This window comes from Streptomyces corchorusii, assembly GCF_001514055.1.
Classification (GTDB): Bacteria; Actinomycetota; Actinomycetes; order Streptomycetales; family Streptomycetaceae; genus Streptomyces; species Streptomyces olivaceoviridis.
This window is the reverse complement of record NZ_KQ948352.1, coordinates 172,882-190,605: the sequence shown is the minus strand read 5'-3', so window position 1 is coordinate 190,605 and position 17,724 is coordinate 172,882. Positions and strand designations below refer to the sequence as shown.

At 73.4% G+C, this 17,724-nt stretch carries 16 protein-coding genes; 9 read left to right on the top strand and 7 right to left on the bottom strand.

Going from position 1 to position 17,724, the window contains the following annotated elements:
* Nucleotides 1–31: 31 nt before the first annotated feature.
* The 3 genes from AQJ11_RS05000 to allB all read right to left on the bottom strand — a co-directional run bounded on the left by AQJ11_RS05000 (nucleotide 32) and on the right by allB (nucleotide 3,490).
* On the bottom strand, nucleotides 32–847 hold the full coding sequence (locus AQJ11_RS05000; protein ID WP_078611843.1) for an AIM24 family protein: 816 nt from the start codon (nucleotides 845–847) through the stop codon (nucleotides 32–34).
* Between the two features lie 133 nt (nucleotides 848–980).
* Nucleotides 981–2,096: an allantoicase gene (gene alc / locus AQJ11_RS04995; protein WP_059262265.1), complete on the bottom strand. Its 1,116-nt coding sequence runs from the start codon at nucleotides 2,094–2,096 to the stop codon at nucleotides 981–983.
* Nucleotides 2,097–2,149: 53 nt separating this feature from the next.
* The gene (allB, locus tag AQJ11_RS04990; protein ID WP_059262008.1) at nucleotides 2,150–3,490 is read right to left on the bottom strand and encodes an allantoinase AllB; all 1,341 of its coding nucleotides are present in this window, start codon (nucleotides 3,488–3,490) and stop codon (nucleotides 2,150–2,152) included.
* Nucleotides 3,491–3,764: 274 nt separating this feature from the next.
* Between allB and AQJ11_RS04985 the strand changes: the two genes are divergently transcribed.
* Nucleotides 3,765–4,562: an IclR family transcriptional regulator gene (locus tag AQJ11_RS04985; protein ID WP_014675847.1), complete on the top strand. Its 798-nt coding sequence runs from the start codon at nucleotides 3,765–3,767 to the stop codon at nucleotides 4,560–4,562.
* Nucleotides 4,563–4,911: 349 nt separating this feature from the next.
* Nucleotides 4,912–5,334, top strand: coding sequence for a DUF6234 family protein (locus AQJ11_RS04980; protein WP_059262007.1), 423 nt, complete (start codon nucleotides 4,912–4,914; stop codon nucleotides 5,332–5,334).
* A 7-nt stretch (nucleotides 5,335–5,341) separates the two neighbouring features.
* Here AQJ11_RS04980 and AQJ11_RS04975 read toward each other — a convergent pair whose 3' ends face one another.
* Entirely contained in the window at nucleotides 5,342–5,695 is a 354-nt protein-coding gene (locus AQJ11_RS04975; RefSeq protein ID WP_078611842.1) for a DUF5955 family protein, read from the bottom strand.
* Between the two features lie 144 nt (nucleotides 5,696–5,839).
* On the opposite strand from AQJ11_RS04975, the gene AQJ11_RS04970 reads away from it, so the two are divergent.
* Both AQJ11_RS04970 and aceB read left to right on the top strand, forming a co-directional pair.
* On the top strand, nucleotides 5,840–6,448 hold the full coding sequence (locus AQJ11_RS04970) for a nucleotidyltransferase family protein (RefSeq protein ID WP_059262006.1): 609 nt from the start codon (nucleotides 5,840–5,842) through the stop codon (nucleotides 6,446–6,448).
* A gap of 184 nt (nucleotides 6,449–6,632) precedes the next feature.
* A complete protein-coding gene (gene aceB, locus AQJ11_RS04965) occupies nucleotides 6,633–8,258 on the top strand; it encodes a malate synthase A (RefSeq protein ID WP_059262005.1) in 1,626 nt (541 codons plus the stop codon).
* 32 nt (nucleotides 8,259–8,290) lie between these two features.
* Here the strand turns inward: aceB and AQJ11_RS04960 are convergent, their stop codons facing one another.
* Complete coding sequence (locus tag AQJ11_RS04960) at nucleotides 8,291–9,205, bottom strand: HipA family kinase (RefSeq protein ID WP_079082222.1); 915 nt, start codon at nucleotides 9,203–9,205, stop codon at nucleotides 8,291–8,293.
* 20 nt (nucleotides 9,206–9,225) lie between these two features.
* Nucleotides 9,226–10,725: an IucA/IucC family protein gene (locus tag AQJ11_RS04955; protein WP_059262003.1), complete on the bottom strand. Its 1,500-nt coding sequence runs from the start codon at nucleotides 10,723–10,725 to the stop codon at nucleotides 9,226–9,228.
* Between the two features lie 131 nt (nucleotides 10,726–10,856).
* Here AQJ11_RS04955 and AQJ11_RS04950 point away from each other — a divergent pair, with 131 nt between their 5' ends.
* The 5 genes from AQJ11_RS04950 (at nucleotide 10,857) to AQJ11_RS04930 (ending at nucleotide 16,964) form a co-directional block, all read left to right on the top strand.
* Complete coding sequence (locus AQJ11_RS04950; RefSeq protein ID WP_059262002.1) at nucleotides 10,857–12,380, top strand: IucA/IucC family protein; 1,524 nt, start codon at nucleotides 10,857–10,859, stop codon at nucleotides 12,378–12,380.
* A gap of 107 nt (nucleotides 12,381–12,487) precedes the next feature.
* Nucleotides 12,488–14,029, top strand: coding sequence for a hypothetical protein (locus AQJ11_RS04945; RefSeq protein ID WP_014675839.1), 1,542 nt, complete (start codon nucleotides 12,488–12,490; stop codon nucleotides 14,027–14,029).
* A 48-nt stretch (nucleotides 14,030–14,077) separates the two neighbouring features.
* Nucleotides 14,078–14,821 (top strand): NUDIX hydrolase, encoded by a 744-nt coding sequence (locus AQJ11_RS04940; RefSeq protein ID WP_059262001.1) that lies wholly within the window; start codon nucleotides 14,078–14,080, stop codon nucleotides 14,819–14,821.
* Nucleotides 14,822–14,901: 80 nt separating this feature from the next.
* Entirely contained in the window at nucleotides 14,902–16,164 is a 1,263-nt protein-coding gene (locus AQJ11_RS04935) for a VWA domain-containing protein (RefSeq protein ID WP_014675837.1), read from the top strand.
* Complete coding sequence (locus AQJ11_RS04930; RefSeq protein ID WP_059262264.1) at nucleotides 16,164–16,964, top strand: hypothetical protein; 801 nt, start codon at nucleotides 16,164–16,166, stop codon at nucleotides 16,962–16,964. Before AQJ11_RS04935 ends, AQJ11_RS04930 begins: the two co-directional genes overlap by 1 nt.
* A gap of 55 nt (nucleotides 16,965–17,019) precedes the next feature.
* On the opposite strand, the gene AQJ11_RS04925 is transcribed toward AQJ11_RS04930, so the two are convergent.
* Nucleotides 17,020–17,646: a winged helix-turn-helix transcriptional regulator gene (locus tag AQJ11_RS04925; protein ID WP_014675835.1), complete on the bottom strand. Its 627-nt coding sequence runs from the start codon at nucleotides 17,644–17,646 to the stop codon at nucleotides 17,020–17,022.
* Nucleotides 17,647–17,724 lie beyond the last annotated feature (78 nt).

Sequence of the window (17,724 nt, the reverse complement as noted above, 5' to 3'; positions counted from 1 at the left end):
ATCGGTCCGGCCGGCCCCGGGAGCGTCCGGCTCAGCCGGCGTGCGTGGAGAACAGCCCGCCGGTCGGGCCCTGCTTGTCGCCGCCCTGGGCCTTCTTCAGGGCGTTGGCGAGGCTCTCGATGGTGAGGGACTGGAGGATCACCCGGCCGTTGCCCTCCAGTGTGGCCAGGGACAGGCCCTCGCCGCCGAACACGGCGTTCATCAGGCCCTGGCGGTTGAGGCCGCCGACGCGCTGGACGCCGTACTCGATGCCCTCCTCGAAGGCGACCACGCAGCCGGTGTCGACCTCGATGCGCCCGCCGAAGTCCGCCGGGTTCAGGTCGATGAAGTTGCCCGCGCCCGCGATGATCACCGTGCCGTGTCCGGTGAACTTCTCCAGGACGAAGCCCTCGCCGCCGCTCATGCCGGTGCGGCCTCCGGCGAAGGCGATGCCGAAGTCGACGGTGGACTCGGCGGCCACGAAGGCGTCCTTCTCCGCGAACCACGCGCGCGTGCCGTCCAGCTCCAGGGCGCGCATCTCGCCGGGGAGCACGCCCGCGAAGCCGACCGTGCCCTCACCGCCCTGGGCCGTGAAGTACTGGAAGGCCAGCGACTCACCGGCGAGCATGCGCTGGCCGACCTGCATGGCGGTGCCCATGGCCTGGCGGAGCAGCCCGCCCATCCCGCCGCCCGAGCCGCCCTGCTGCTGCCCGCCGCTGCCGGACGGGCCGGACAGCCGCGTCTCCATGGTCACGTTCGTCGTCTTGAACAGGAACTTCCCGGCCTCGCAGTACACGGTCTGGCCGGGGTGCAGGTTGACGACCGCCATCTGCATGGCGTTGCCGACGATCTCTTGCTTAAGGGTCACGCGGAGAGAACGCGGGAGGAGCGGGGAAGAGTTCCGGCGGCCCGGAACAGGGGTCCGCGCGGGTGACGCGGGGCGCCCCGGTGCTGTCCGGCCGGGGCGCCCCACGCGCGCGTGGACGGGCGTCGGCGCCGGGTCAGCCGCCCAGCTCCTGGTGGCGGGCGGCGAGGCCGCTCGCGCCCTGCTCGGTCAGGGAGCCGAACAGCCGCAGGCGGGAGATGCCGCCGTCGGGGAAGATGTCGATCCGCGCGTGGGTGCCGACCGCCGGCTCGGGCAGGACGAAGCGGTGGTCGGTGTCGGGCTGGAGGCGGGTGCGGGGCAGGATCTCCCGCCACGCGCCGTCCTCCCCGTCCTGCACGGACACCGAGGCCCAGCCGGCGCTGTTGCCCTTCAGGTAGGCCGTGTCGATCTCGATGGCGCGGATCTGGGACTGGGCGACGAGCCGGTAGCGGATCCAGTCGTTGCCCTGGTCGCGGCGGCGGCGGGTCTCCCAGCCGTCGTCCATCTTGCGGGAGCGGCCCGGCTGGATGGTGTTGGTGGCCGGGGAGTAGAAGAGGTCGGAGGCGTCCTCGACCCGGCCGCCGTTCTCCAGGGCGACCACGTCGAAGGTGCCGAGGACGGCCAGCCACCCGGGGTCCGGGACGACCTCGCCGTACACGCGCAGGCGGGCGATGCCCCCGTCGGGGTGCTGGTTGACCCGCAGGTGCGTGAAGCGCTGCTCGGCCGAGACGGCGAAGCCGTTCGCCGCGTGGCCGCCGACGGCGGTGCGCGGGAGGATCGTCGTCCACTTCACGTCGTCGCCCAGCAGTTCCTCCGGGGACGGCGAGCCGGGTACGGACGCGGCCTCGACCGAGACGGCCTGCGGGTAGTTGCCGCGGAAGTGGGCGGTGTCGACGACGATCCCGCGGATCACCCCGGGCGCGCCGAGGCGGACCAGCGCCCAGTCGTGGTCCTCGGCGGTGGGCCACGGGTGCTCGGCCGAGGCGCCGCGCCGGCGGCGGGTCTCCCAGCCGTCCATGATCTTGCCCTTGTGCCCGAAGTGCTCGGGGTCGAACTCGGCCCGCTCGGGCACCAGCAGGTTCTCCCGCTGGGCGAAGAACTCGTCGTTGGCGGCGATGACACCGGCGCCGAGCCGCCGGTCGGCGAGGTTGGCGTACCGGGTGAAGGGGAAGTCAGCGGTGCGGTAGTCCGCGTACGGGTCGCCGCCTCCGTAGGGGTTCGCGTCGCCGGTGAAGCTCGAAATCGCCGTCACGGTGATCAGTGGGTCCTCTCTGGGAGTCGGCCGGGTGCGGTTGCGGTGGTGGCTCACTGGGGGCGGGCGAGCAGCGTGCCCTTCGGCGCGGTGAACTCGCCGTCGGCGACGATGCGTTCGCCGCGCAGCCAGGTGGACTTCACGACGCCGTACAGGGTCCTGCCGGCGTAGGCGGTGACCCGGTTGCGGTGCTGGAGCCCGGCCGGGTCGACGGTGAAGGTCTCGTCGGGGGCGAGGACGGCGAAGTCGGCGTCGTGGCCCGGGGCGATGGCGCCCTTGGAGGCGCCGAGGCCGACGAGGCCGGCGGTCCGCGTGGACATCCAGCGCACGACGTCCTCCAGGCCGTGCCCGCGCGCGCGGGCCCCGGTCCAGACGGCGGACAGGCTGAGCTGGAGGCCGGAGATGCCGCCCCACGCGGTGGCGAAGTCGTCCGTCTTCAGGTCGGCGGTGGACGGCGAGTGGTCGGTGACCACGCAGCCGATGGTGCCGTCGGCGAGTGCCTCCCAGAGCAGGTCCTGGTTGGCGGCCTCGCGGATGGGCGGGCAGCACTTGAACTCGCTGGCGCCGTCCGGGACTTCCTCGGCGGTCAGGGTGAGGTAGTGCGGGCAGGTCTCCACGGTGACGCGAACGCCCTCGGCGCGGGCGGCGCGGATCAGCGGCAGGGCGTCGCCGGAGGACAGGTGCAGTACGTGCACGCGCGCGTCCAGGCGCCGGGCCTGGGCGATGAGGTTCGCTATGGCGGTGTCCTCGGCGTCGCGCGGCCGGGAGGCGAGGAAGTCGGCGTACTTGGGGCCGCCCTGCTGCGGGGCGGCGGCCAGGTGGTGCGGGTCCTCGGCGTGCACGATGAGCAGCCCGTCGAACCCGGCGATCTCGGCCAGGGACCGGGCGAGCCGCTCCTGGTCGAGGTGCGGGAACTCGTCCACGCCGGACGGGGACAGGAAGGCCTTGAAGCCGAAGACGCCGGCGTCGTGCAGCGGGCGCAGGTCCTTGACGTTGTCGGGCAGGGCGCCGCCCCAGAAGCCGACGTCGATGTGCGCCTTGTCCCGGGCGACGTCCTGTTTGATCCGCAGGTGCTCGACCGTGGTGGTCGGCGGCAGGGAGTTGAGCGGCATGTCGATCAGGGTGGTGATGCCGCCGGCCGCCGCCGCGCGGGTGGCGGTCCAGAAGCCCTCCCACTCGGTGCGGCCCGGGTCGTTGACGTGCACGTGGGTGTCGACCAGGCCGGGCAGCAGGACGTGGTCGCCGACGTCCTCCAGCCGGGCGGCGGCCGGTACCTCGGCGTCGTACGGCAGGACGGCGGTGATCCTCCCGGCGGACACGGTGACGGTGGCGGCCCGTGTCCCTTCCGGAGTGACCACGCGCGTGGAGCGCAGCACCAGTTCAGCGTCGGACACCCGAACCCCTCTCTCTACCGCCGTTTTACGTCCAGGAAACGGGATTTACTCCCATGTAACGGACTTCAACGTTTTGTTGAACGAGTCTTCACTCCTCGTTCCCCGCCGTCAAGAGGCACACTTCTGGGCAGCATCGAAGCGGCGCCGGGTCTGGACGTTTCCACAACGCGGAATTAGAATTCCAGCAAGCAGAACGTAGCTACGTACAAGCAGGGAGTCAACCGACTGCCGGGTAGGCTTCTGCTCTCCCCGCCAGTCCCGAAAGGAACGCGCCGTGCCGACGTCCAGCGCCAGCACCACCGACTCCGCCAAGCCCTCCGCCGCCGGCGGGGTGCAGTCCCTGGAGCGCGCCTTCGACCTGCTTGAGCGGATGGCGGACGCGGGCGGCGAGGTGGGGCTGAGCGAACTGTCCGCGGCGAGCGGGCTGCCGCTGCCGACCATCCACCGGCTGATGCGCACGCTGGTCGCCTGCGGCTACGTCCGCCAGCAGGCCAACCGGCGCTACGCCCTCGGGCCCCGGCTGATCCGCCTCGGCGAGTCCGCCTCCCGGCTCCTCGGCACCTGGGCGCGGCCGTACCTGGCCCGGCTGGTGGAGGAGACCGGCGAGACGGCGAACATGGCGCTGCTCGACGGGGACGAGATCGTCTACGTGGCCCAGGTGCCGTCGAAGCACTCGATGCGGATGTTCACCGAGGTCGGCCGGCGGGTGCTGCCGCACTCGACCGGTGTGGGCAAGGCGCTGCTGGCCGGGGTGCCGGACGACGAGGTGCGGGCGCTGCTGGCCCGGACGGGCATGCCGGCCGCCACGGAGAAGACCATCACCACGCCGGAGGGGTTCCTGGCGGCGCTGGCGGAGGTGCGGCGGCTGGGCTACGCCGTGGACGACAACGAGCAGGAGGTCGGGGTGCGGTGCCTCGCGGTGTCCGTGCCGGACTCCCCCACGGCCGCCGCCATCTCCATCTCCGGACCGGCGGGACGGGTCACGGAAGCGGCCACGGACAAGATCGTGCCGGTGCTCCAGCAGATCGCCGACGAACTGTCGGCGGCACTGGTCAGCCAGAACCAGGCCTGACGGGGGTACGGCGCCGGCCCGGCCGGCACCGTCGAGCGCCGTCGGAGAGCCCGACGGCCGGGGGCCGACCGGGACGGCGCCGGAGGCTGACCCTGCGGCGCCCGGGGCGTCCGCGTCGAGGGCGGCGGCCACGTGCGTCTGCCTGGGGCTCCCGCGTCGGGGGCAGCGGCCACGTGCGTCCGCGTCGAGGGCGGCGGCCACGTGCGTCCGCCCGGACCGCCCGGCCACGGCGGCCTGCCGTCGGCGACCGGCACCGGGCCACCGGGGACCGCCCCCGTACCCCCGCTCACACCCGGCTGAGTACCCGTACTCATGTGCCCCTCCCGCCCCCGCGGGCAGGGTGGCGGGCATGGACCTCCCCGTCGCCCCGCCGGCCTTCGACGCCACCGCCGGTCCCGGGCCCCGCCGCCGTGCCGACCGGGGCGCCGATGTCGGAGCCGGGTGCGGGCTGGTGGTCCTGGAGCTGGTCGCCCTGGTGGTGATCTTCGGGCTCTGGGTGTTGTCCGGGTGGACCTTCGACACGGCCGAGACCGTCACGGCCGACCCGTTGTGGAACTACCTGGCCGCCGCCGGCGCGGTCGGCGTCCTCGCCCTGGCGGCGGGCCTGATCGCCGCGTGGGCCGGTGCCGTCGTCACGGTGGCCACCCAGGCCGTCGTGGCCGTCCTGGTGTGCCTCGTCGTCTTCGGCGGGGCCGCCGCGCAGTCACACCAGGACCAGGTCTGCCGGGACATGCCGTCGGCATCGGGCTGCCGGGGCGCCGGGCGGCCGTAGCGGACGGTCAGGCCCCGCCGTCCGGATCGTCCCGGCGTCGCGGGGCCCGGTCGAGGGGCGGTCCGCCGAACAGGTCCACCGCGTCGCGCACCTGGGACAGCCCCCGGGCCAGCGCGCTCATCGAGCCGATGGCGCCGGCGATCAGCAACAGGGAGCTGCGCAGGCGCGGGGTCTCCGGCAGGCCGCCGGCGGCCATCGCGGCCAGCGCCGCGAGTTCGTCCTCGGCTATCGCCCGGTCGGGGAAGTCCGCCGGCACCGCGGCGAGTTCGCGGCGCAACCGGGACACCGCGGTCCGCAGTTCCGCCACCCTCGGGTCCTCGTCGCTGCCGGTCACTGGCCTCTGCCCCAAGCTCCGCAACACAGCCCTCCCCCCTGCCACGGCGTCGTGCGCGGGCCAGTAAACGCCACCCCGTGCGGGAGCGCCACTGGGCGGACCGAAATTCAGCCCAACGGAAGCGGCACCGGAAGACCGGCCGAATCCACGGCCGTCGGGTATGCAGGACCCATGACGGACAACCAGGATCTTCAGGGGGGCGTCGCGGGACTGCTGCTCGCCGCCGGCGGCGGCAGGCGGCTCGGCGGACGCCCCAAGGCACTGCTGCCGTACCGGGGCCGGCCGCTGGTGGAGCACGCGGTCGGGGTGCTGCGGACGGCCGGATGCGAGCGGATCCACGTGGTGCTGGGCGCCGCGGCGGACGAGGTGCGGGAGCGCGCCCGGCTGGACGGCTGTGTGCTGGTGGACAACTCGGACTGGGCGGCGGGCATGGGCTCCTCGCTGCGCGCGGGGCTCGCCTCACTCGCCGGCACGGGCGTCCGCGCGGCCCTGGTGAGCCTGGTCGACCAGCCCGGCATCGGTCCGGCCGCCACGGCCCGGGTGCTCGGTGCCTGCGAGGACGAGACGTCCCTGGTCTCGGCCGCCTACGCGGGGGTACGCGGGCATCCGGTGCTGTTCGGCGCGGCGCACTGGGCGGGCATCGCACAGACGGCCACCGGGGACCGCGGGGCGCGGGCCTACCTGACGGCGCACGAGGGGGAGATCCGGCTCGTGGAGTGCGCGGATGTCGCGGAGCCGTACGACATCGACACGGAGGCCGACCTGAGCCGCCTCCGGTGACCGGGGTGGCACCGGGCGCCACCTTGCCTCGACCCGGAGATTCTCGACATCAACAAACCATTGAACTTCCACAATGAGGAAACTACTATCCACTGATCAGAAGCGCCTGTCCGCACAGCCGGCGCTCACCGTCCTGTTCGTGCCCCTTGGCACCAGGTGCCACCGCTGAAGGAAGTGACAGCTCATGTCCGCACCAGCGCCGTCCCCGCTGGCCATCGTCGACGCCGAGCCCCTGCCCCGGCAGGAGGAGGTCCTCACGGACGCGGCGCTCGCCTTCGTGGCGGAGCTGCACCGGCGGTTCACCCCGCGCCGTGACGAACTCCTGGCCCGCCGGGCCGAGCGCCGCGCCGAGATCGCCCGCACCTCCACGCTCGACTTCCTGCCGGAGACGGCCGCGATCCGCGCGGACGACTCCTGGAAGGTCGCCCCGGCCCCGGCCGCGCTGAACGACCGGCGCGTCGAGATCACCGGCCCCACCGACCGCAAGATGACCATCAACGCGCTCAACTCGGGCGCGAGGATCTGGCTCGCCGACTTCGAGGACGCCTCCGCCCCCACCTGGGAGAACGTGGTCCTCGGCCAGCTCAACCTGATCGACGCCTACACCCGGAACATCGACTTCACCGACGAGCGCACCGGCAAGTCGTACGCCCTGCGGCCGAACGAGGAGCTGGCGACCGTCGTCATGCGCCCGCGCGGCTGGCACCTGGACGAACGGCACCTGGCCGACGCCGGCGGCCGGGCCGTCCCCGGCGCCCTCGTCGACTTCGGCCTGTACTTCTTCCACAACGCGCGGCGGCTGCTCGACCTCGGCAAGGGCCCGTACTTCTACCTGCCGAAGACCGAGTCGCACCTCGAAGCCCGCCTGTGGAACGACGTGTTCGTCTTCGCGCAGGACCACCTCGGCGTCCCGCAGGGCACCATCCGCGCCACCGTCCTGATCGAGACCATCACGGCCGCGTACGAGATGGAGGAGATCCTCTACGAACTGCGCGACCACGCCTCCGGGCTGAACGCCGGCCGCTGGGACTACCTGTTCTCCATCGTGAAGAACTTCCGTGACGGCGGGCCGAAGTTCGTGCTCCCGGACCGCAACGCGGTCACCATGACCGCCCCGTTCATGCGGGCGTACACCGAACTCCTCGTCCGCACCTGCCACAAGCGCGGCGCGCACGCCATCGGCGGCATGGCGGCCTTCATCCCGTCCCGCAAGGACGCCGAGGTCAACAAGGTCGCCTTCGAGAAGGTCCGCGCCGACAAGGACCGCGAGGCGAACGACGGCTTCGACGGCTCCTGGGTCGCCCACCCCGACCTGGTCCCGATCGCCATGGAGTCCTTCGACAAGGTCCTCGGCGACAAGCCCAACCAGAAGGACCGCCTCCGCGAGGACGTGCGCGTCGAGGCCGCCGACCTCATCGCGATCGACTCCCTCGACGCCAAGCCGACGTACGCCGGTCTCGTCAACGCCGTCCAGGTCGGCATCCGGTACATCGAGGCCTGGCTGCGCGGGCTCGGCGCGGTCGCCATCTTCAACCTCATGGAGGACGCGGCCACCGCCGAGATCTCCCGCTCGCAGATCTGGCAGTGGATCAACGCCGGGGTCGAGTTCGAGAACGGCGAGAAGGCCACGCCGGAGCTGGCCCGCAAGGTCGCCGCCGAGGAACTCGACGCCATCCGCGCGGAGATCGGCGAGGCGGCCTTCGCCGCCGGGCACTGGCAGGAGGCGCACGACCTGCTGCTGCGGGTGGCCCTCGACGAGGACTACGCCGACTTCCTCACCCTGCCGGCGTACCGGCAGCTGCGCGGCTGAAGCCCCGCCCGGCGGGTCGGCGGGTCAGCGGGTCATCCCAGGTGTACCGACCAGTCCTGTTCCGCCGCCGGCTTGCCGTGCAGGTCGGGGACCCGCTTCAGCCAGTCCGGGCGGCCCGCCTGTGTCCTCGCGGTGCGGGCGGCCTCCTCGGCCGCCAGCTCCTCGCTGCTCGGGAAGTCGGTGGGCAGCCACTGGGGGGAGAGCCGGACCCGCTCCAGGAGGTAGCCGACGTAGGCGTCCCGGACGTCGTCGGGCGTGGCGAACCCGGCGTCCTCGGCGAGCCAGACGTCCGGCACCTCGGCGACGATCCCGCGCAGCAGCTCCTCCGTCACCCGGGGCGCCAGTTCGGCGTCGGCGGCGCGCACGTCGGGGCCGTAGTGGCCGAGGGCGTGGTGCCGGAAGTCGTACCGCCGGCCCGGGGCCGTGGTGTCCCAGCGGTGGTGGAAGACGAGGGCGGCGCCGTGGTCGATCAGCCACAGGCGCGCGGGCGCGGTGCCGAGCGTGGGCCAGACCATCAGGTTGGAGCTGTGGACGGTGCGGTCGACGTTCACGGTCAGCGCGTCCAGCCAGACGATCCGGCCGGCCTCCAGCGGGTCGACCGGGAACGTCCGGGCGATCTGCGGGGTGAAGTCCCGGGCGCCCGGCAGGTAGTCCATGCCGAGGTTGACGCCCGCGCTGGCGCTGTGCAGCTCGCGCACCTCCTGGTGCGGCTCGCCGGCGGCGATGGCCGGGTCGAAGTGGACGAGGACCAGCTCGGGGAAGCGCAGGCCGAGCGCGCGGGCGAGTTCCCCGACGATGATCTCGGCGACCAGCGCCTTGTGCCCCTGCGCCGAGCCCGTGAACTTCACGACGTAGGTGCCGTCGTCGTCGGCCTCCACGACCCCGGGCACGGAGCCGCCGGAGTGGAGCGGGGTCACGTATCGAACAGCAGTCACATCGCGCAGCACACCGGCCAGAGTACGGCAGGTCAGGCGCCGGCCAGCGGGTTCGGCAGCGGCAGGTAGCGGGCGTCCGCGCCGTCCGCGCCGGTCCAGCGCAGGAGCAGGTTGGTCTTGCCCGGCAGGGTGGGGGCGGTGAGCAGGGCGGGGATCTCGGGGAGGTCGTGACGGGCGAGTTCCCGGCGGGCGGCGGGCCAGGGGTCGAGGCCGGGGTGGTGGTCGGTGAGGGCGCCGGCGATCTCGATGAGGTGGTTGACGACGAGGCAGTACACCAGCCGCTCCCAGCCGGCGGCCCGGTTCACGTCCCCCAGCAGCTTGGCGCCCTCCGCGTCCCGGAACAGGGCCTGCACGGGCGTACCGGCCGCGTCCACGGCGACCAGCGTGTTCTGGAGGTGGGCCTCCAGGACCACCCCGTGGTCGCCGAACGCGCTCAGGGCGGGCGGCACGACCTGCCGCAGGTACGCCTCCCACCAGGCGGCCGGGTCGGTGGCGGCGGCGAGCGGGCTGCCGTCGAAGCCCTCGGCGAGACCCGCCGCGAGCAGGGGGGTGGCGCCCGGCAGCAGATGCCCGCGCAGCCCGTCGCGGACCAGGACGGCCAGTTCCTCGAAGGCGAACGCGGCGGTGCGGTAGCCGCGGTCGCCGAGCCAGGCCGCGGGCGGGCCCACCGCCGCGAAGGCGTGCCGGACCGCGGTGTCGGTGCGGCGCAGTTTCCGCAGGTCGTGGCGCCACAGTCGGCGGATGTCGTTGGTGATGCGGACGTCCAGGCTGAACTTCAGGAACAGATCGCGGCGCGGCTCGTACACCGTGCGGACGGCGGCCGTGGGCCAGGTGTCGAACGGGGTGGTGCCCAGCCGCAGCAGCCGCCCGTCGGCGAAGGCGGGCGCGAGATCGCGGGCGACGAGGTCGAGCTGCCAGGGGTGGGCGGGCAGCAGCCGGTAGCCGGGCGGGGCGGTGCCGAGGGCGTCCAGGGCCCGGGTGTCGCCCTCCTCGGCCACCTGGTCCTCGCGGACGCCGAGCAGCGTCAGCGGGAACCGCGCGTGCGCCTCGGGGGCGTACGGCAGCCAGGAGGCGACCGGGCCGCCGCCGCGCGCCTTGGGGGCCGGGTGGTGGGGGTGACCGGTGAGCAGGGACTGCTCGGAGCGCAGATACAGGTCCTCGGGCGCCGTGGCCCGGGCGCGGGCGGTGAGCAGGGCGGCGATCGCGTCCCGGCTGTCGATCATCTCGGCGGGCAGGTCGCCGCCGGGCAGCCCGGTGTGCCGGCGCAGCTCCTCGGCGACCAGTTTGACCAGTTCCGAGTGGCCGATGCGGCGCCAGCCCCCGGCCGTGCACAGCTCGGGGTCGGCGGGGCGCCGACCGGGGCGCACCCGCAGCAGCCGACCGTCCGGCAGCCGGTGGACGCGGCGGTCCCCGGCGTCCGGGAGCGGTTCGGCGACCTCCCGCAGCAGGCAGTTGAGCAGGGGCGCGGTCGCGTACGCGTCGGCACGGCGGCCGACGGCACCATGGGGGGGTGTGAGGTCCACGCGATCCATTCGTTCTTCGTCCAGGGGGCCCGCGGTCTTCCCCGGGGCACGCCGGGTGCGCCCCGCGGGAGCCGGTGACGATCAGTATGGCTGCCGTCCCGGACAATCGTGCCGTGGCCCGTGTACCCGAGGAGCCGACCGTGCACCGTCCCCCGACCGCCGACGCCGAGATCGCCGAGGAGCTGGCCGCCGTCCGGCCCGCGCTGCTGCCCCGGTACGCGGCGGAGCTTCCCGGTGCCCGTGCCGCCGTGCTGACCCGGCTGTGGCGGGCGCTGGCCCATGAACCGCTGCCCTGGCTGTCCGGCCGGGTGTCCGGGGCGGACGGCCTCGTCCTGCGCCTGGCGGACGGGCGGACCCTGCACGGGCCGCACGCGGATCCGTACGCCACGAGCGCGTACGTCACCGCCGTACGACTGGACCGGGAGCGGTACGACGATCCGGCGTGGCTGATGACCGCGCTCGGGGTGCCGCACGCGCCCGCCTTCGCCGCGGAGCTGGCGCACAGCGTGGCCTCGCTGGCGCTGTCCCGGGCCGGCGCCGATCACCCGAAGGGCTGGCCGGTGCGGGGCGGCGGGAGGGACTGGGAGTGGGAGCAGCGGGTGGTGGACGGGCACCCGTACCACCCCAACTGCCGTTCCCGGCCGGGTTTCTCGGTGGCGGACCAGCTCGCGTACGCCCCCGAGCACGGGCCGGTGGTGGAGCTGGGGACGGTGCCGGTGCCGGCGGACGGGTGCCTGGTGTCCGGCGACTGGCCGGCCGAGCTCCGCGACGGCGACCGGATCCTGGTGCCGGTCCACCCCTGGCAGGCCGCGCACGTGCTGGGGCGGTCGTACGACCGCTGGCGCACCGCCCACCCGCTGATGTCCCTGCGCACGCTGGCGGTGCCCGGCGGCCCGCAGGTGAAGACCGCGCTGAGCGCCCGGCTGACCTCGTCGGTGCGGGACATCTCGGTGTACTCGGTGCGGGCCGCGGCGCCGCTGTCCGCGTTCGCCGAGGACCTGGCGGCACGCACGGACGGCCTGCTGCACATCACCCGCACACTGGGCGCGGTCACGGCCCACTCCCCCGACCTGGCCGCGCTGCTACGGGAGTCGCCGGAGGTGTACGCCGGTCCCGGTGAACACGTCCTCCCGGTGGCCGCCCTCGCCACCACGTCCCTGCCCGGCTCCCCCGCCTGGCTGGCCGCGTTCGCCCGGCTGGCGCTCACGGTGGGCCTGCGGCTGCTGGATCTCGGCGTGGCCCTGGAGGCCCACGGCCAGAACCTGCTGGTCGTCCTGTCGGCCGACGGCACCCCGCTGCGCCTGGTCTACCGCGACCTGGCCGACATCCGGATCAGCCCGGCCCGCCTGACCCGCCACGGCATCACCCCGCCCGCGCTCACCGGCCGTCTGATCACCGACGACGGCACCGCCCTGCGCCGCAAACTGTTCGGTTCCCTGGTCGCGGGGGCACTGGCGGGCACGGCCGGCTCGGCCCCCGCACTGGGCGCCGCGCTGCGGGCCGCCCTGCCCGACCTGCCGCCCGGCCCGGACCTGGCGTCCCTGCGCGAGGACCCGCTCCCGGCGAAGGCGTTGACGCTGATGCGTCTTTCGCCCGACCGGGCGGGAGACATCTGGACGTCCCTGCCTCATCCCTGCACGGCGCCGTTCCCGGTCCAGAGCTGATTTCGCGTCATGTTCGGTTACGGAACCTGCCATTGTTCTCACGAGGCGCCGTCCGGCGGTGTACCCCTGATGAGCCAGTCAGGACACGACAGTTTCGAGAGCAGCAGATGACCGATGACGACCGCAGTGACAGCCTGATGTCGCCGATCCAGCCCGAACAGCTGGATCCGGGGGCCGTGATCGCCCAGTCGCTCGACAACCAATGGGTCCCCGCGCAGCTGACCCGGAAGATGATCGAGCGCGGTGAGTCCCTGGACCAGGTCGACCGCCAACGCGTGCGGGAGGTGCGGGCCGAGTACTTCCGCAGCCTCATCAACGCCAGCCAGGTCGTGGTCAACCGGGCCTACTTCTACAACAACGACGCGATCAGCCGTGACCTCGCCGAGGAGGGGGAGGCCCGCGCGGCGCACCGCAAGCTGCTCGCCTCGGGCGCGATCGTCCCCTTCCTGCTGCGCGAACGCCACCCGGCCGAGGATCCGCCCGCCCACCTCCACCTGCGGCAGGACGGCTTCACCGCCTGGCAGGAGACGCTGGCGGGCATGTCCGCGGGCGACCGGGTGCGCTGTGTGCGCATGTCCTGGGACGACTCCGCCGGCGACCAGGAGAACCTGAACCGCACCCGGATACGGCTGTACCAGCCGTTCACCGAGAAGGTCCAGGGACTCACGGCCAAGGACATCGACATCCTCGCCGCGCAGGTCGGCGTGGCCCGCGAGGACACGGACCGGTTCGGAGAACGGCTCGGCGAGGTCGTCGCGTTCAGCAACGGCCTCAGCGTGCGCAGGCAGCAGGTCGTGCGCAACACCCTGTACGAGGAGTTCGTGACCGTCCCGGGCACGAACGTGGCGGAGGGCAGGTACGACCGCGCCAAGCCCTTCGCGGCGGAGATCAAGCAGCTCCTGGACCTCATCTACAACGTCAACCTGGCCGACGCCCTGGGGCGTTACCCCCTCACACCGGTCGGCAGCCTGCGCCGCGTGGTGCTCCAGGAGGCCCGCGAGGCCACGTCCTCCACCGCCGGTGTCGTCCAGGACCCGGAGCGGCTGCTGACGTTCCTGCGGCAGCAGACCTTCGCCGTCGTGCAGGACCACCTGACGCCCCAGGCGGTGAACGACCTGACCCTGCACGACATCTGGCGGCTGCGGCAGACCCCCGCCTGGAACTCCTACATCAAGGCGTTCGGCGCGCTGACCGCCGCGCCGGAGACCTTCCACGACGGCGTCGGACAGGTCTTCGACTCCTACGTCCGGCTCAACAAGGAGATCCTCCGGCTCGCGCGGGAGCGCCGGCAGGCCCGGCCGGCCCCCTGGCGCCCGGTCGTGGAGGTCGTCGTCACGGTGGGCGCGGCCGTGTTCACCGCCGTCAGCGGCAACGACATCTGGGAGGTGGCCGGTACGGTCCTGCCGCTCACGGTGAGCGGCTCGCTGACCGGTTCGGTGCAGTTGGTGCTGCGCAACCACATCGCCGGACGGCAGGAGCAGAGGTTCGCCCGCGAGATCGCCTCCGTACGGCTGGCGAGTGAACGAGAATGGGCGCAGTTCCACGACCTGGTACGGCGGCTGCCCGGCTACCGGGACACGGCGGGCCCGGTTTCGGCGGGGACCGCCTCGACGACCACCCAGGACAACGAGGACCTGCCCGACTACTGACGGACCGACGAGCCGGAGTACCCCTTTGCCCAGCCTGCCGAGGCGCCGATGAACCGTTACGACGCACTGCGCCGGGACGTCCCGGAGTGGTTCCGCGACGATCCCGAAGGAGTCCGGATCCTCACCGACCCGGCGCAGATCCGCGACGCCCGCCGCCAGGTGACCCTGGCCGGGCAGAGCGGTCGCGGCGGCCTGTTCGGGGCCCTGTGGGCACGGCTGCGGGCCGTGCTGCGGCCGGTCCCGGCGGGTGTGGTGTCGGCCGGCCGCTACCTGTGGTACCTGCGCGACCCGGTGCGCTTCCCCGACGGCCGCCTCGGCCTGTACGACCGGATCCTGCCGCCCCCGGATTCCTCTCCCGGTGTGGTGGTCCTGCCGCTGCTCGGTCCGGAGAGGAGGGTCGTGCTGATCGAGCACCACCGGCACGCCACCCGGAGCCGGCACTGGGAGGTGGTGCGCGGCTTCGGGGCCCCGGGCGCGACACCCGCCGAGAACGTCACCCGGGAACTGCGGGAGGAGATCACGGCCACGCCGACGGAGGTGATCCCGCTGGGCGAAGTGCACCCCGACACCGGGCTGCTCGGCCACAAGGTCCTCCTCTACGCGGCGTCCGTGGACGGCGTCGGCGCGGTCGAGCGGGGCGAGGCGATCCACCGTGCCGTCACGGTGACGCCGGCCGAGGCGGAGGAGATGGTGGCCGACGGGCGGATCACCGACGGCTTCACGATCGCCGCGCTCTACCGGGCCCGCCTGGCAGGCGTGTTCGGGACCCCGGCGCCGGACGACGGGAGCTGACGGGGCGGCCCGGGCACCCCGGGGGCAGGGGGGTGGCGGTCGTTTTGGAGGACGGCCTGTCTGATCAATAAGATCCGGCGATGATCAGAAGACAACGGCTGGCGGCGGGCGTCTGTGCTCTGCTCGCCGCCCTGACGGCCGGGCTCGCCTTCCCCGCCGGTGCGGTCGCCGACGAGACGGACCAGGCCGCTCCGAAGGTCGAACTGGTGCTGGACGTCAGCGGTTCCATGCGCACCCGTGACATCGACGGCGGCACCCGGATGGCCGCGGCGAAGCAGGCGTTCAACGAGGTGCTGGACGCGACCCCCGAGGAGGTCCGGCTCGGCATCCGTACGCTCGGCGCCAACTACCGCGGCGACGACCGCAAGGAGGGCTGCAAGGACACCGAGCAGCTCTACCCGGTCGGCCCGCTGAACCGGACCGACGCCAAGACGGCCGTGGCCACACTGGCACCGACCGGCTGGACGCCGATCGGCCCGGCGCTGCTGAAGGCGGCGGACGACCTGAACGGCGGTGACGGCACCCGCCGTATCGTCCTGATCAGCGACGGCGAGGACACCTGCCAGCCGCTCGACCCGTGCGAGGTGGCGCGGGAGATAGCCGCCAAGGGCATCGGGCTGACCATCGACACCCTCGGCCTGGTCCCGGACGCCAAGACCCGCGACCAGCTCAGCTGCATCGCCGACGCCACCGGCGGCACCTACACCGACGTGCGGCACAAGGAGGAACTGAGCGACCGCGTCGGCGAGTTGGTGGACCGGGCGGCCGACCCGGTGGTCACTCCGGTGGCCACCGAGGGCGCGGACCGGTGCGAGAAGGCGCCGGCGCTCAAGTCCGGCCTGTACACCGACCGCGCCGGGTTCGGGCAGCAGCGCTGGTACAAGGTGGACGTCGAGCCCGGTCAGGAGCTGCGCGCCTCGGTGAGCGTGGCCGACGACCGGGCCGTCCAGCCGAACTACGGTGTGCTGCTGCGGGCGGTGACCGTGCACGGCCGGGAGATCGTCCGCGGCGAGGCCGCCGGCACCGGCCGTACGGACGTCGTCTCCACCGGTCTGCGCTACCCCAGGCCGGACAGCGACGACGACGCGGCGCCCGCGGAGACGGTGTGCCTCCAGGTCACCAGTTCCTTCTCGGCCGCGTCCGGCGTGAAGACGACCCCCGGTCTGCCGCTGGAGCTGACCGTCGACGTCGTGGACGGGCCGTCCGGTCACCACGACGTGGCCGCGTTCGGTCTGGGCCGTGGCTGGTGGCTGCTCGGCACGCTGGTGCTGATCGGCTTCCTCGCCGGTCTGCTGTGGGGCTGGCTGTCGCGCTGGCGGGTCGCCGTCTGGAGGACGAACTGATGCGGATCACACGTGTGATGGGCGCCGCCCTGCTGGCGCTGGGGCTGGCCGCCGGACCGGCCGCCGCCGACTCCTCGCCGTCCCCGAGCGCCTCCGCCGACGGCGACGCGCCCACCCGGGCGGGCACCTCCTTCCGTACGGCGACCGAGATCGAGCAGGGGCAGCAGGCCACCGCCTCCGGCTCCACCGGCGACTACCTGTACTGGTCGTTCCCCGCGGACACCGGGCAGCGCCCCACCGTCAAGGCGACGGTGAAACTCCCCGACGCGCACGGCTTCGAGACCTGGCAGCTCGACGTGTACGACGGTCTGCGGCGCCGCCAGTCCTGCCAGTACGGCGCCCAGACCCGGACCGCCGCGCAGGGCGCCGGCTCGGTCGAACTGGCCTGTGTGCTGCGCACGGTGCGGGGCTGGGCGGAGCCGTGGGCCAATGACCCGCTGCCGGGCACGTACTACGTCCGGCTGACGGTGGTGGACCTCGGCGCCGCCGACCTCGGCAAGCCGGTGGGCGCCGAGGTGCGCGTCGACTCCAAGGACATCGGCGGCGCGGCGGCCGTGGACGGCTCGCTGGGCAAGCCGCTCGTCCCCGGCATCGCCGCCAAGTCCGAGCAGGACGAGGACGGTTCCAAGGGCGCCGTGCTGTCCAGCTTCGGCTCCGACGACGGCTGGTCCTCCGGATGGTGGTCCGACCGGTGGGTGTGGACCGGGATCGGCGCGGTGCTGGCCGCGCTCGCCGGGATCGGGGGGTACGTGCTGACCCGGGGGTCCGGGCGGCCGTCCCGGGTGCCGCCGAACGTGTGATCCGCTGGAGCGTGAAGGCCCGCCGTACGGCGGGCCTTTGCGTTTCTCCGGGCGGTCACGCCTCCCGCAGCGCCTTGGCGAGCGTGCCGTCCCCGGTCACCGCGACCCGGCCGTCCCGTACCGCGTCCGGCAGCCGCGTCTCCCCCCGGGCGACGGCCTCGCAGGTCGCCGCGTCCATCTCCAGCCGCGCGTCCGCCTCGCCGGGGGCGGGCCCGTCGCCGTACACCGGGCCCTCCTGCGCGCCGACGCGCAGGTGGAAGTCCCCCTCCTCCAGGCGGACTTCCACGACGCCCTCCCCGTCCAGCGCCCGCAGCAGCGGCAGTGCGAACCAGTGCGCGCGGACGGCGTCGGTAGGCCTGCGCTCCCCCAGTTCCTCCTCGCCCCACGCGCCCAGCGCCTGGAGCACGGGCAGCAACCGGCGCCCCCGGGCGGTGAGTTCGTACACGTACGCCGCGCCCGGCGGGGGCAGCCGCCGCCTGGTGGTGAGCCCGTCACGTTCCATGTCCTTCAGCCGCGAGGCGAGTACGTCCGTGCTGACGCCGGGCAGGTCCGCGTGCAGGTCCGTGTAGCGGCGCGGACCGGCGAGCAGTTCGCGGACGATCAGCAGGGTCCAGCGGTCACCGACGAGGTCGAGGGCGCGGGCTGCGGAGCAGTACTGGTCGTAGCTTCGGCGAGGCGACATGCGACGCAGTCTAGACGCGTTGTTGGACTTTCCAAGCTCCCGCTTGGTAAAACCAAGCAACACGAGTTTCCGGAGGGG

Excerpts from the sequence above, each read along its gene's own strand:
- AQJ11_RS04980 (WP_059262007.1), top strand. The coding sequence starts at position 4,912 with ATGGACCTCCCCGTCGCCCCGCCGGCCTTCGACGCCACCGCCGGTCCC.
- AQJ11_RS04970 (WP_059262006.1), top strand. The coding sequence starts at position 5,840 with ATGACGGACAACCAGGATCTTCAGGGGGGCGTCGCGGGACTGCTGCTC.
- aceB (WP_059262005.1), top strand. The coding sequence starts at position 6,633 with ATGTCCGCACCAGCGCCGTCCCCGCTGGCCATCGTCGACGCCGAGCCC.
- AQJ11_RS04955 (WP_059262003.1), bottom strand. The coding sequence starts at position 10,725 with ATGGATCGCGTGGACCTCACACCCCCCCATGGTGCCGTCGGCCGCCGT.
- AQJ11_RS04945 (WP_014675839.1), top strand. The coding sequence starts at position 12,488 with ATGACCGATGACGACCGCAGTGACAGCCTGATGTCGCCGATCCAGCCC.
- AQJ11_RS04940 (WP_059262001.1), top strand. The coding sequence starts at position 14,078 with ATGAACCGTTACGACGCACTGCGCCGGGACGTCCCGGAGTGGTTCCGC.
- AQJ11_RS04935 (WP_014675837.1), top strand. The coding sequence starts at position 14,902 with ATGATCAGAAGACAACGGCTGGCGGCGGGCGTCTGTGCTCTGCTCGCC.
- AQJ11_RS04930 (WP_059262264.1), top strand. The coding sequence starts at position 16,164 with ATGCGGATCACACGTGTGATGGGCGCCGCCCTGCTGGCGCTGGGGCTG.
- AQJ11_RS04925 (WP_014675835.1), bottom strand. The coding sequence starts at position 17,646 with ATGTCGCCTCGCCGAAGCTACGACCAGTACTGCTCCGCAGCCCGCGCC.